We start from the raw sequence: 12,508 nt of genomic DNA, 5'->3' as shown, positions 1-12,508 counted from the left end.
TCATCATGACAGCGGACGTCACCGTGACAGCGTCGTCGCACGCTCAGCCGTTCGCCTCGCGGCGGACGCACTGGGCCAATCATGTTGCCCGGCATGCTTTCGCGGAACCCGATGCGGTGGCGCTCCGGTTCCGGGGCGTGTCGACCACCTGGCGTGAACTCGACGACCGCAGCGCGCGGACCGCGGCGGTACTCGCCGCCCGCGGTGTCGCTCGCGGCGCCCGCGTCGTGCTGCTGCTCACCAACCGCCCCGAGTTCCTCGAGGTGATGCTCGCCGCGACTCGCCTGGGCGCGATCGCCGTCCCCGTCAATTTCCGGCTGAGTCCCGGCGAGGTGAAGTTCATCGTCGCCGACAGCGACGCCGCCGTCGTGGTCGTCGAGGCTTCACTCGCCGATCTCGCCGCCGAGGTCGACGGCGCCGTGCCGATGCTCGTGGTCGGCGACGCCCCCGACGACGTGTCGCTCGAGAAGCAGTTGCGCGCCGCCGATCCCGACGTTCCGATCGCGGACGTACCGGAAAACTCGCCTGCCGCCATCATGTACACGTCCGGCACCACCGGGCGTCCGAAGGGCGCGGTGCTGTCGCACCTGAATCTGCAGGCGCAGGCGCTGACCCTCATCCGGGGATGGCGACTATTCGACACCGAGTCCGAGGTCAACCTGGTCTCGTCGCCGCTGTTCCACATCGCCGCCCTCGGCAGCGTCGGGCCGTTCCTGTTGATCGGCGCGACCGTCGTGATCCATCCGACCGGTGCGTTCGACGCGACCGAACTACTCGACGCGCTCGAGCGCGAGCGGGTGACCAGTGTGTTCATGGTGCCCACCCAGTGGCAGGCCATCCTCGACGACGCCGGCCCCGAGGGCCGGGATCTGGCCCTGCGGGTGCTGGGATGGGGCGCCGCGCCTGCCACCCCGACACTCCTCGACCGGCTGAACGCCGCATTCCCCGACGCCGCGATCGTGGCCTTCTTCGGGCAGACCGAGATGTCGCCGGTGACGTGCATGCTCGACGGCAAGGATGCCGTGCGCAAGATCGGCTCGGTCGGGAAGCCGATCGACACGGTCGCGATGCGCGTGGTCGACGAGGCGATGAACGACGTGCCGCAGGGTGAGATCGGTGAGATCGTCTACCGCGGACCGGGACTCATGGAGGGATACTGGCGCAACCCCAAGGCCACCGCGGACGCGTTCGACGGCGGCTGGTTCCACTCCGGCGATCTGGTGCGCGTGGATTCCGAGGGATTCGTGTACGTGGTGGACCGCAAGAAGGACATGATCATCTCGGGCGGGGAGAACATCTACTGCGCCGAGGTCGAGAACGCCCTCGCCGCTCACCCGGACATCGTCGACGTCGCGGTGATCGGGCGGGCCGACGAGCGGTGGGGCGAGGTTCCCGTTGCGGTCGTGGTCCCGCGGGCCGGGGCCGCGCCGGGGGTCGACGCCCTCGCGGACTGGCTCGACGGCCGGGTCGCCCGGTACAAGCGGCCCAGGTTCGTCGAGGTCCTCCCCCAATTGCCCCGCAATGCCAGCGGCAAGGTCGTCAAAGGCGTTCTGCGCGAACAGTTCGGCGCCGTGAGCAGTTAGCCGGCCGGCGGCAGGAGGTGGCGGACCAGGAAGTCGGTCTCGTCCGCGACCACCTGCTCGAACAGTGCATCGAAGTACGGATCGAAGTGCCCGCCCGGGTATACGTGCACCTCGGCGTTGGGGGTCCTGGCCGCGGCTTTCTGCGCACTGCGGGTGAACGTGACGACGTCGTTGTCTGCGATGGCGAAGAAGACGGGGCAGGCGATCTTCGCGACGGTCCTCGTCGGCCGGTACAGCGCCGCCTGCAACGCCACCCGGCCCGGGGTTTCGTTGCGCCACGTCGAACCGGGCGGATCCATCGCGTGATACCCCGCCTCCGCGTCGGGGGACGTCATGGCCGCGAACGAGCCCGGCGGTCCGACGACGGGAAACATGTGCGGCGGACGGTGTCGCAGTTGGGCGTACCGGTCGCGCAGGTAGGCGACCGCCATGCGGCCGAGCCCGGCCGGCCCGAGTCGCGGGAGGTTGGTCAGTCCGTCGACGTACGGAACCTGCGACACGACCGCGGCCACGCGACGGTCCCGCGCTGCCGTGGTCAGGACGAGTCCGCCGGACAGGGAGGTCCCCCAGAGCGCAACCCGGGCGGGGTCGATATCAGGGCGGGTGCACACGTATGCGACGGCGCTGTCCCAGTCGTCGAGCTGGCTGCCGATGTCGAGCAGTTGCCGGGGTTCGCCCTCGCTGGCACCGAAGTGGCGGTAGTCGAACACCAGCGCCGCGATTCCCGCGGCCGCGAACCGCGCCGCGAAGGCGTCGAGTCGCTGCTCGCGCACTCCGCTCCAGCCGTGCGCGAGCACCACACAGGCTGCCGGCGTGGGTGTTTCGGCTCGGCAACGGTACAGCCAGGCGGCGCAGCGCTGCCCCCGTGAGGTGAACGAGACGTCCTCGCGGCGGACGTCAGGGCACGACCGACCAGCTTCGACGGGTGTCGGCCGAGGATTCATGGAGGCGCCTCCGAGAGGTGTGGACACCGTTCAGTCTCGGGCTCTTCGGAGAACTGCGACAGGCACCCTAGGGTGACGAATCCGCACCCCAGGGTGGAAGATCAGCTCTCGAGGGCGACTTTCATACGCTCGAGAGTCTGCCGCATCCCGTCCTGCATCAGCCGGTCTCGGTTGCTGCCCAGCACCTTCGATTTCTGCACCAGTCGCACCCACCATACGGGCGTCGCGTAGATCTCCCGGGTCTCGGTGACGAGAGTGCCGGAGCCGGAGGGTTCGAGGTGGTACGTCCAGCGGGCCTTCGGTTCGTCCGCCTCGAACGAGAACCTCTGGTCCGGAACGACATCCACGACGGTGCAGTGCGTCTTCCAGCGCACCGGTCCGTGCCGGTTGGCGCCGACGAACCGCGATCCCACCGTCGCCGGTGTGCCCGATGTCCAGCGCGCGCCGGTGTTCTCGGGACTGAACCGGCCCATGCCCTCGACGTCGGTCACCACACCCCACACTTGGGTGGGCGGGACGTCGATCAGGATTTTCGCGCTGTCCACGTCTAGCGGCCCGGAATCCACTGCAGCGCCTTCACGAAGGGCGGCATGATCTTGGCCCACACCTTCGGCGACAGTCCCCGCGGGCCACCGAGGTTGAGGACGCGGGTGGTGGCGATGGTCTGCGGCTCGGTGTACTTGAGGAGCCCGTCCTCGCCGTGGCGGCGCCCGACGCCGGACACCCCCATGCCGCCCATCGGCGCTCCGGTGCTGCCCCACGCCGGCGCGTAACCCTCGTCGACGTTGACGGTTCCGGCGTGGATCCGTGCGGCGATGGCCTCGCCCTCCGCCTTGGTTCCCGCCCACACGCTCGCGTTCAGGCCGTACTCGGTGTCGTTGGCGCGTTCGACCGCTTCGTCGACGTCGGCGACGGGGTAGATCGAGACCAGCGGTCCGAACGTCTCGTCGCGGTAGCACTCGGCGTCGTCGGGAACACCGGTCAGGACCGTCGGCTCGTAGAACAGGGGTCCGAGGTCGGGGCGTGCCTTGCCGCCCGCCACCACGGTGGCGCCCTTGACGACGGCGTCGTCGACGTGGCTGGACACGGCCTTGACCTGGTCCTCGGACACGAGGCTGCCCATTTCGATGCCGAAGTCGTAGCCGGCGCCGAGCTTCATGTTGCGGACGCGTTCGCCGAACATCCGGGTGAATTCGGGTGCGATGGACTCCTCGACGTAGATGCGCTCGATGGAGATGCACAGCTGCCCGGAGTTGGAGTAGCAGGCACGCACGGCGGCGTCGGTGACCTCACGGAGGTTGGCGCCCGCGGTGACGATCATCGGGTTCTTGCCGCCGAGTTCGGCGGAGAAGCCGATGAGGCGGCGACCGGCCTGCTCGGCGAGGAGCTGACCCGTCGCCGAGGACCCGGTGAACATCAGGTACTCGGTGTTCTCGACGAGGGCGGTGCCGACCACCGAGCCCGGTCCGGGAACGACGGCGAACAGGTCGCGCGGCAGCCCGGCCTGGTACAGCAGGTCGACGCAGGCCAGGGCGCAGTACGGGGTCTGGCTGTCGGGCTTGAGGACGACGGCGTTGCCGGCGAGGAGCGCGGCGACGGCGTCCGACACCGCGAGGGTCATGGGGTAGTTCCACGGCGAGATGACGCCGACGACGCCCTTCGGCTGGTACCGCACGACCGTCTTGGTGAGGCCGGGCAGCATGCCGGAGATGCGGCGGGGACGCAGCAGCTTGGGGGCGACGCGCGCATAGTGGCGGGCGGTCATCGAGATGTCGAGGACCTCCTCCTGCGCGGCGGCGCGGGACTTGCCCGTCTCGGCCTGCGCCATGTCCATCAGGGCGTCGCGGTTCGCGAGCACCAGGTCGCGGTAGCGGTGGAAGATCGCGGCGCGTTCCGTGACGGGACGCGTGGCCCAGTCCTTCTGTGCCACCCGCGCACGTGCGATCGCGTCCTCGGCGTCCTGGGCCGTGCCGACAGGGACGGTGGCCAGTTCCTTGCCCGTGAACGCCTCGACGACGGACCGCGTCGGGCGATCTGCGGCGTCCGGGATGGCGATGAGGTCGGCGAGCCGCGCGAACGTGGCGGCGGTCGGAACAGGCATTTCGTACCCCTACTGGTTAGTAGTTTTCGCGGTTACACATAACTTACCTGTTCGGTGCGCTGTGTCACAGGGGCGCATGGATCAGTGCCGCTCCTCGAGCCCGACCGCCTCCCGCAGCTTCACCTCCGCCTTCTTCAGTTCGGGATCGTCCTGGGCGGAGGAGTCGAGCAGGTCGGCAAGGGCCTCGGCGATGACGTTGAGTTTCTCCTGCAGCGCCTCCGACGAACGCCTGCTCGCGTTCTCGAGCAGCACCACCAGCAGCAGCGTGAACACGGCGCCGACGGTGTGGATGGCGATCTGCCACTCGTGGAGGTCCTTCCACAGCGGAATGCTGACCACCCACAGGACCACGACGCCGGCGCAGATCCCGAAGAACGGCGCCTGGCTGACCCGGAGTTCGATCTGCTCGACGAACTTGTCGAACATCGACCGCTGATCGGTGCGCTGCTCGCGTGCAGCCTTCGCACTGCGTTCCATCTTCGGAGTCTAGGCTCAGCCACCACTCCCGATATGCCCGTTTCAACTGATATGGCCGTTTCAACACATCACAACGTTGAGCGCGAGACCGCCCGTCGACGTCTCCTTGTACTTGTCCGACATGTCGAGGCCGGTCTGCCGCATCGTCTCGATGACGGTGTCGAGGGAGACGACGTGGCTGCCGTCGCGGTTGAGCGCCATCCGGGCCGCGCTCAGAGCGGTCACCGCCGCGATCCCGTTCCGCTCGATGCAGGGGATCTGCACGAGACCTCCGACCGGGTCGCAGGTGAGACCGAGGTGGTGTTCCATCGCGATCTCGGCGGCGTACTCGACCTGCGCCGGCGTTCCGCCGAGCACCGCGCACAGCGCCCCGCCAGCCATCGCGCACGCCGATCCGACCTCACCCTGGCAGCCTGCTTCCGCGCCCGAGATGGACGCGTTCGCCTTCACCAGCGATCCGATCGCCGTGGCGGTGAGCAGGAACGTCCGCATGTCCGCGGTGCCGCCGGCGAGGAACTGCTCGTAGTACCTCCCGACGGCCGGGACGATCCCCGCTGCCCCGTTCGTCGGCGCCGTGACGACGCGACCACCGGCGGCGTTCTCCTCGTTGACGGCCATCGCGTACGTCTGCAGCCAGTCGATCGCATCGTGGGACGCGCCGGTGGACACCAGTCGCCGGTACAGACCCGGTGCCCGGCGCACCACGTCCAGTCCACCGGGCAGCCTGCCCTCGGTGGCGACGCCGGACTCGATGCACGACACCATCGCCGACCAGATGCGGTCGACCGCTTCCGGCACGCGGTCGGCCCCGATCAGTACTGCCTCGTTCGCGTCCGCGACCTCGGCGATGCTGTTCCCGGTCTCGGCGCAGATCTCGAGCAGCTCACCGGCGGTCGTGAAGGGGAACGGCACGGCGGGCCCGTCGTCGACTGCGGGCGGTCGCGCATTCTCCGGAACGACGAACCCGCCGCCGACCGAGTAGTACACCCGGTCGGCGACGGCGGATCCGGCGCCGTCGACGGCTCGCAGCCGCAATGCGTTGGTGTGCACCGACATCCGAGTGAGCGGCGCGAACACCACGTCCCGTTCGCGCACGATCACCGGACGCGTCCCGCCGAGGGCCACGGTGGCGCCGTCGCCGAGCCTTCGCCACGCGCCCCGGACGTCGTCGGGGTCGCACGTCTCCGGCCGGGCCCCGGCGAGCCCGGCGACGACGGCATCGGGGGTTCCGTGGCCGATGCCGGTCGCCGCCAGCGCCCCGTAGAGAATGCACTCCACCTTCTCGACCCGGTCGAGCCGACCGGCCGCGTGCAGTTCGTCGACGAAGTCCGCCGCCGCCCGCATCGGGCCGACGGTGTGGGAGCTGCTGGGCCCGATCCCGAGGGAGAACAGTTCCGTCAGGGAGACGTACGCGCTCATGCCCAGTTCGCGGTCCGGGTGAATCCCTCCGGGCGTTCCGCCTGCAGCCGGAGCAGCTCACCGCGGACCCCGGCGTCCAGTGCGGCGTCGAGGACCGTCCATGCCAGCGCCGTCGCACCGTCGATGATCGCCGTGTCCGCGGCAGGAGTCGCCGCGGCGTCCGCGAAGTCGGCGTTGTGCGGGATCGCGGTGCTCCCGAGGACGGCGATCCCGGGGTGGATGGACGGCACGACCTGGGACACGTTGCCCATGTCGCTGGACCCGCCGCCCAGTGCGGCGGACGTCAGTTCGCGGCCGGTGGCCTCCAGGTTCCGGTCCCAGATGTCCGCGAGCACCGGATTCTGCACCATCGGCGCGTACGGCGGTTCCGTCGCCTCGTAAGTCCACTCGCATCCGGTCGCGATCGCACCCGCTTCGAAGCAGGCGAGCACGCGTGCCTTCACCTCGCGCCACTCGTCGATCTCCGGTGCCCGCACCTCGACCTGCACGACCGTCCGGGCCGGGATGATGTTGGTGACGTCGCCGCCGTGCGAGACGAACGCGTTGACGCGGGTCTTCGCCCGGAACTGCTGGCGGACCAGCCCGATGGCGTTCAGCGCGATCGTCGCGGCGGCTCCGGCGTTGATCCCGTGCTCGGGTGCGCCGGCGGCGTGTGCGGCGCGGCCGGTGAACGTGACCTCGAACCGGTCGACCGCCTGCATCCACAGTGAGGCGCAGGGCATGTCCGTGCCCGACGTGCCGTGGACCATCAGCGACAGCGCCGCGTCCTCCCACGCGCCGGCTTCGAGCATGGGAATCTTGCCGCCGCCGTGCTCCTCGGCGGGTGTGCCCAGCAGTTTGATCCGGAGTCCGGCCTCGTCGGCGACGGCCGCGAGCGCGAGTGCGGTGCCGACCCCGGCGGCCGCGATCATGTTGTGCCCGCATGCGTGTCCGACCTCGGGCAGTGCGTCGTACTCGGCGCAGATCGCGACGGTGAGGTCGCCGCTTCCGTAGGTCGCCTCGACGGCCGTGTCGAGTCCGTAGACGCCGACGGTGGTATCGAAGCCGGCGTTCCGGAGCGTGTCCCCGACGAGCGCGGCCGCGCGGTGCTCCTCGAACGCGATCTCGGGGGTGTCGTGAATACGATGGCTGAGCTCGAGCAGTTTCTGCTCGTTGTTCCGGATGATCTGCGCCGCAGCGTCCTTCAGCGCGCCCGTGCGCGCATCGGTGGTGTCGCGCGCGGAGGTGGCGAGAGTCATGAGCGGGTGCCTTCCTGGTGGGTATGAACGACGGTCACTGCGCGACGGCGACGGCGTCGCGCAGAGGCGGCGCGACGATCCCGTCGGGAAGCGGTGAGTCGTAGTGAGTTTGCGTCGTGCGGGTGCTGAATTCCTTGCGCGCCGACGCCAGCAGTTCGGCGTCCGTCAGGAGGTCCACGGCGGTCGAGGCCATGATCTTCGCGGCGTGGATCATCCCCTTGTGCGCGGCGGGCAGCTTGCCCTGCGCGACCATCTGCCACGAGTGGGCGGCCGTGCCGACACCGACGCACGCGGTGGCGCACTGCACGAGCGGCGTCACCCAGCTGACGTCGCCGAGGTCGCTGGATCCGGTCATCGTCGGGCGCAGCGAGCGCGCGTCGAACGTGACGATCCCGGTGTGCAGAGCGCCTCCGTCGCCATCGAATTCACCGCCGAGCGTGCTCGCCGTGCGTCCCGACGCCGTCTTGGTAACGAACGCCTCCGCGGTCGCGAGATCGGTGACGTCGAAGGGCACCGGCCCGAGCTCGCGTAGCCGCTCCTGCATCGAATCCTCGAGGACGACGTTGGGCAGGATGTCCGAGCAGCCGCCGTCGACCTCGATCTCGACCGTCGTCTCCGTCATCAGGGCGGCGCCTTCGGCGATCTTCTTCACGCGGGCGAACAGCTCGCGCATGCCGGCCACGTCGGGCGAGCGCACCAGGTAGTAGGCCTCGGCGGACGCCTGCACGACATTCGGCGAGCGGCCTCCGGTGTCGAGGATCGCGTAGTGGATCCGGCAGTCCGAGGGCATGTGCTCACGGAGGAAGTTCGTGCCCACGTTCATCAGTTCGAGTGCGTCGAGTGCGCTGCGGCCACGTTCAGGAGACACTCCGGCGTGCGCGGCGATGCCGGTGAACCGGACGTACGCCTGGACATACGCGAGCGTCCGGATCCGTTGCACGGTGGTGGTGTCGCCGGGATGCCAGGACACGGCGGCATCGACGTCGTCGAAGGCACCTTCCTTGACCATGAACGTCTTTCCGGCGGCTGCTTCCTCCGCGGGACAGCCGTAGTAGCGGACGGTTCCGGGCAGGCCGTTCGCGTCGAGGTAGCGTTTGACCGCGGTCGCGGCGAGGAGGGAGCCGCCGCCGAGCAGGTGGTGGCCGCAGCCTTGTCCGTTGCCGGACTCGTTGCCGGGTTCCGGCTCCGGCACAGCACTTCCCGACTTCTGGCTCAGCCCGGCGAGGGCGTCGTACTCACCGACGATGGCGATCACCGGTTGACCGCTGCCCGCTTCCGCGCTGAATGCGGTCGGGATTCCCGCCACCGACCGGGTGACGGTGAAGCCCTCCGCCTCGGCAGCAGCGATCTGCGCATCGACGGACGCGTGCTCTTCCCAACGCAATTCGGGGTTGTCCCAGATGGCATCGCTCAACGCGGCGTACTGCGGGCCGAGCTCGTCGATGGTGCCGAGGAGTTGTGGATCGACAGACACTTCGATGTCCTTTCGTTCGGTGTCACGGGTTGTCAGGCGTGTACTTGCTCGCCGTCGGCGAGCGTGGGCTTGTCGTTCTCGGTGGTCGTCGCGGAAGACCGGAGTTTGCGCGCCAGGATGGCCGTGACGACGCACAGTGCCGCGCAGACTGCCCAGACCACGTGATAGGCGCTCGCGGAGGGGATCTGCTTGCCGCCGGCGGTGAGTGCCGGGGTGACCATCGACGACATCACGAGCGCGAACACGGCGCCGGACACGGCGCCCGCCGCGGTGCGGGACGTGTTGTAGAGGCCGGACGCGATGCCGACCGAATCCGGCGGCGCCTGCTGCACGATGACGGTGGGCAGCACCCCGACCACCACTCCGCCGCCGAGGCCCGCGACGACGAGCCACAGGGCGAACAGTGGGGCGCTCCCCGGGACGACGATCATCAGTCCGTAGGCCGCCGCCGAGAGCAGCGCACCGAGCGCGAGGGATCCGGGGACGGTGAGGGCGGATCGGGCGAGCCGGTCGCTGACGGACGCGCCGACGAACATCGCGAGCGCGAACAGCGCCAGGATCAGTCCGGTCACGGACGCGGTGACACCCATCCCGTAGCCGTTCGTCTCCGGCACAGCACGGAGGAAGAGGGCGCAGGGGGTCTGGACACCGAACAACTGGGCGCCGAACAGCAACGCCATCAGCATCGGTACCCGCATCCCTCGTCCGATGACGTCGAGGTCCACGAGGGGGTGCTGGACGCGTCGTTCCACGAACACCCACACGACGAGAACCGCGGCCCCGACGCCGATGGCCGACCACGTCAGCGCGCTCGTCCAACCCCAGGTGCTCGCGTTGGACACACCGCCGAGCACGCCGAGCAGTCCGACCGTGAGCAGGACCGCACCGGCCCAGTCGACTGTTCCTTCCTTACGTACCGTCGTCTCCGGGACGAGGAAGTACACGACGGGCAGGCAGATCGTCATGAGCACGGCGGGGACGAGCAGGACCAGCCCGACATTGTCGACGACGGAGTCGAGGAGGAATCCCGAGAGCAGGCCGCCGACGGCGGCGCCCAGCGTCAGTGACCCGACGAGCCGGCCGATGCTCCGACCGGCCGTGGCCGCGTTTCGGTCCCGCACGATCGCGAATTCGAGCGGCAGGAACGCCGCGAGCGGTGCCTGCAGCGCCCGGCCGACGAGCAGCAGTTCGTAGGACGGCGCGAACGCGACGAGGTACGAACCGAACGCGACGGAAGCGGTGGCGAGAACGAGAAGGCGTTTGTGCCCGAAGAGGTCCCCCAGTTTGGCGATCAGCGGCACGCAGGCGGCCGTTCCCAGCAGGTACATGGCGCTCACCCAGTTCAATGCGGCGGACGACGCGTCGAAGCGTTCGCCGATGGCGGGCAGCAGCGGGGAGAACCACCCCTGCAGCAACCCGCTCGCGAACTCCATGACCACGAGGAACCCGACCGCTGCGGTGGCAGCGTCGCCTCCCCGGATGTGGGGCGAAGAACTCATGTCGACTCCAAGAGGACGAGTGGAAAGTGACTCATGGAAGAGTGCCGCCGCGTGAATTCCGTCGTGTAAATTTGCAGGATTATCGGCATCGAAGGGCAAACCATGCAGGATTACGAGCCAGATGACGTCGACTTCGCACTCATCCATGCACTGCAAATCGAGCCACGGGCATCGTGGAAGGCGCTCGCGCCCGCATTGGCCGTCGACCCCGTGACGTTGTCGAGGCGCTATCAGCGGCTCCTCAACGCCGGCCTGATCTGGATCACCGGATACGACCCCGGGACGCCCGGGCGCGGCGCGCTGATCGAAATCGAATGCGCACCCGGACAATCCGTCTCCACTGCGGAGGCCATCTCCGAAGATCCGATGGTCGCGAGTATCGATTTCACGGCGGGCGGACGCGACCTGCTGCTCACCCTGATGGCAGAGGATTCGGTGGACACGTCACGATTCCTGCTCCACCGCCTCGGGGAGTATCCGGCGATCCGGCGAGCCCGGACGCACCTCATCACGGAGGTGCTCTTCGAGGCCGGGAACTGGCGGCTCCGGACGCTGTCGGCGGAGCAGGTCGCCAAGGTTCCCGCAGCCCGACCGCCGCGTCCCCGCGCAGCGCGGACGGTCGCACCCGGCCTCAAGCGCCTGATCCATCACGAACTGGGAATCGACGGCCGCGCACCGACCACGGCGATCGCGGAACGCGCAGGCGTCAGCAATCAGCGCATCACCGACGCGATCGCGACGATGCGGCGGGACGGCTCTCTCCGACTGCGCACCGATGTCGCCCGGACCTACTCGGAGTGGCCGATCTATGCCTGGTACTTCATGCAGGTTCCCGCGCCCCTCGTCGAGCGACTGAGGACCTCGCTGGGCAAGATCGAGGAAGTGCGGTTGGCGGTGCTCGTGGCCAGCGAATACAACCTGATCATGGCAGTCTGGTTGCGCACCCTCAACGACGTTCACCGGTTCGAACTGCTCCTGGAGAAGCTCCTGCCCGGGTCGCGAGTGGCGGACCGATCGGTGGTCATGCAGATCGGCAAACACCTCGGTCACATCCTGGACGACCGCGGACGCGCGACGGGCCCGGTGGTGTCCATGATTCCGCCCGACCCGACGTGACCGCGGGCCCCAATTCTCAGACGGTCCTCAGAGGAATCACAACTCGTACCCCTAACGTGTCCCCGGCATACCCACCGACACTGGAGGACTTGTCATGAACGTTTCACGAGCACGTCTGCGCCTCGGCATCGCAGCGGCCGGCGCCCTCGCCGCCGCCGCGCTGGTACCGGGGATCGCCTCCGCGGATCCGGCCGACACCGACTCCGCCCGCCTCGTGAACAGCACCTGCAGCTTCGCCCAGATCGATGCGGCGATGCACGACGTGACCCCGCAGCTCGCCGCGCGCCTGGATCAGGCACCCGAGCGCAAGGCTCAGCTGGCGGACTTCTTCTCGAAGTCCCCTGCCGATCGTCAGGCCGTCCTCGATTCGCACCCGCAGCTGAAGAGCCGGCTGGAGACCGTTCCAACCGAGGGACCGGCTGTCGAGTGGCGCGCGAAGGCACTGACGATCGCCGAGACCTGCGGCAACTACTGACGGACGCCAGTCACGGTCGACAGAGAACGTGCCGCAACGGTTTTCGCTTTGCCGTCGGCCAAAAGTGTTGTGAAATGCCGAAAGCCCCCCAACATGGTTGGGGGGCTTTCGGTAACGGATGTTCGGCGGTGTCCTACTCTCCCACACCCTGTCGGGTGCAGTACCATCGGCGCTGGAGGGCT

General features: G+C 68.8%; 11 protein-coding genes. 3 read left to right on the top strand and 8 right to left on the bottom strand.

The window, feature by feature from the left end; all coding sequences use genetic code 11:
• Positions 1-5 precede the first annotated feature (5 nt).
• Entirely contained in the window at positions 6-1,583 is a 1,578-nt protein-coding gene (locus tag CJ179_RS20765; protein ID WP_257015674.1) for a long-chain-fatty-acid--CoA ligase, read from the top strand.
• Here CJ179_RS20765 and CJ179_RS20760 read toward each other — a convergent pair.
• The 8 genes from CJ179_RS20760 to CJ179_RS20725 all read right to left on the bottom strand — a co-directional run bounded on the left by CJ179_RS20760 (position 1,580) and on the right by CJ179_RS20725 (position 10,735).
• Positions 1,580-2,527, bottom strand: coding sequence for an alpha/beta hydrolase (locus CJ179_RS20760; protein WP_095862766.1), 948 nt, complete (start codon positions 2,525-2,527; stop codon positions 1,580-1,582). The genes CJ179_RS20765 and CJ179_RS20760 overlap by 4 nt on opposite strands.
• 101 nt (positions 2,528-2,628) lie before the next feature.
• Positions 2,629-3,072: an SRPBCC family protein gene (locus tag CJ179_RS20755; RefSeq protein WP_095862765.1), complete on the bottom strand. Its 444-nt coding sequence runs from the start codon at positions 3,070-3,072 to the stop codon at positions 2,629-2,631.
• A gap of 2 nt (positions 3,073-3,074) precedes the next feature.
• Positions 3,075-4,628, bottom strand: coding sequence for a succinic semialdehyde dehydrogenase (locus CJ179_RS20750; protein ID WP_095862764.1), 1,554 nt, complete (start codon positions 4,626-4,628; stop codon positions 3,075-3,077).
• An 81-nt stretch (positions 4,629-4,709) separates the two neighbouring features.
• Complete coding sequence (locus tag CJ179_RS20745) at positions 4,710-5,105, bottom strand: low affinity iron permease family protein (RefSeq protein WP_095862763.1); 396 nt, start codon at positions 5,103-5,105, stop codon at positions 4,710-4,712.
• 60 nt (positions 5,106-5,165) lie between these two features.
• Positions 5,166-6,524 carry an L-serine ammonia-lyase gene (locus tag CJ179_RS20740; RefSeq protein ID WP_095862762.1) on the bottom strand — a complete coding sequence of 453 codons (1,359 nt, stop codon included), beginning with the start codon at positions 6,522-6,524 and terminating at the stop codon, positions 5,166-5,168.
• Positions 6,521-7,762 carry an amidohydrolase gene (locus CJ179_RS20735; RefSeq protein WP_095862761.1) on the bottom strand — a complete coding sequence of 414 codons (1,242 nt, stop codon included), beginning with the start codon at positions 7,760-7,762 and terminating at the stop codon, positions 6,521-6,523. The genes CJ179_RS20740 and CJ179_RS20735 overlap by 4 nt, the downstream gene beginning before the upstream one ends.
• Positions 7,763-7,796: 34 nt before the next feature.
• The gene (locus tag CJ179_RS20730) at positions 7,797-9,236 is read right to left on the bottom strand and encodes an amidohydrolase (RefSeq protein ID WP_095862760.1); all 1,440 of its coding nucleotides are present in this window, start codon (positions 9,234-9,236) and stop codon (positions 7,797-7,799) included.
• Positions 9,237-9,268: 32 nt separating this feature from the next.
• A complete protein-coding gene (locus CJ179_RS20725) occupies positions 9,269-10,735 on the bottom strand; it encodes an MFS transporter (protein WP_095862759.1) in 1,467 nt (488 codons plus the stop codon).
• 102 nt (positions 10,736-10,837) lie between these two features.
• On the opposite strand from CJ179_RS20725, the gene CJ179_RS20720 reads away from it, so the two are divergent.
• Both CJ179_RS20720 and CJ179_RS20715 read left to right on the top strand, forming a co-directional pair.
• Positions 10,838-11,851, top strand: coding sequence for an Lrp/AsnC family transcriptional regulator (locus CJ179_RS20720; protein ID WP_095862758.1), 1,014 nt, complete (start codon positions 10,838-10,840; stop codon positions 11,849-11,851).
• A gap of 94 nt (positions 11,852-11,945) precedes the next feature.
• A complete protein-coding gene (locus tag CJ179_RS20715; protein ID WP_095862757.1) occupies positions 11,946-12,326 on the top strand; it encodes a hemophore-related protein in 381 nt (126 codons plus the stop codon).
• Positions 12,327-12,508 lie beyond the last annotated feature (182 nt).

The sequence above is a fragment of the Rhodococcus sp. ACS1 genome (assembly GCF_002300155.1).
In the GTDB taxonomy this organism is placed as follows: domain Bacteria; phylum Actinomycetota; class Actinomycetes; order Mycobacteriales; family Mycobacteriaceae; genus Rhodococcus_F; species Rhodococcus_F koreensis.
This window is presented reverse-complemented; position numbering and strand designations above follow the sequence as displayed.

What these genes read in the sequence shown, in the direction of transcription:
- CJ179_RS20760 (WP_095862766.1), bottom strand. Translation starts at nt 2,527, where the DNA reads ATGAATCCTCGGCCGACACCCGTCGAAGCTGGTCGGTCGTGCCCTGAC.
- CJ179_RS20735 (WP_095862761.1), bottom strand. Translation starts at nt 7,762, where the DNA reads ATGACTCTCGCCACCTCCGCGCGCGACACCACCGATGCGCGCACGGGC.
- CJ179_RS20715 (WP_095862757.1), top strand. Translation starts at nt 11,946, where the DNA reads ATGAACGTTTCACGAGCACGTCTGCGCCTCGGCATCGCAGCGGCCGGC.
- CJ179_RS20720 (WP_095862758.1), top strand. Translation starts at nt 10,838, where the DNA reads ATGCAGGATTACGAGCCAGATGACGTCGACTTCGCACTCATCCATGCA.
- CJ179_RS20740 (WP_095862762.1), bottom strand. Translation starts at nt 6,524, where the DNA reads ATGAGCGCGTACGTCTCCCTGACGGAACTGTTCTCCCTCGGGATCGGG.
- CJ179_RS20745 (WP_095862763.1), bottom strand. Translation starts at nt 5,105, where the DNA reads ATGGAACGCAGTGCGAAGGCTGCACGCGAGCAGCGCACCGATCAGCGG.
- CJ179_RS20725 (WP_095862759.1), bottom strand. Translation starts at nt 10,735, where the DNA reads ATGAGTTCTTCGCCCCACATCCGGGGAGGCGACGCTGCCACCGCAGCG.
- CJ179_RS20765 (WP_257015674.1), top strand. Translation starts at nt 6, where the DNA reads ATGACAGCGGACGTCACCGTGACAGCGTCGTCGCACGCTCAGCCGTTC.
- CJ179_RS20750 (WP_095862764.1), bottom strand. Translation starts at nt 4,628, where the DNA reads ATGCCTGTTCCGACCGCCGCCACGTTCGCGCGGCTCGCCGACCTCATC.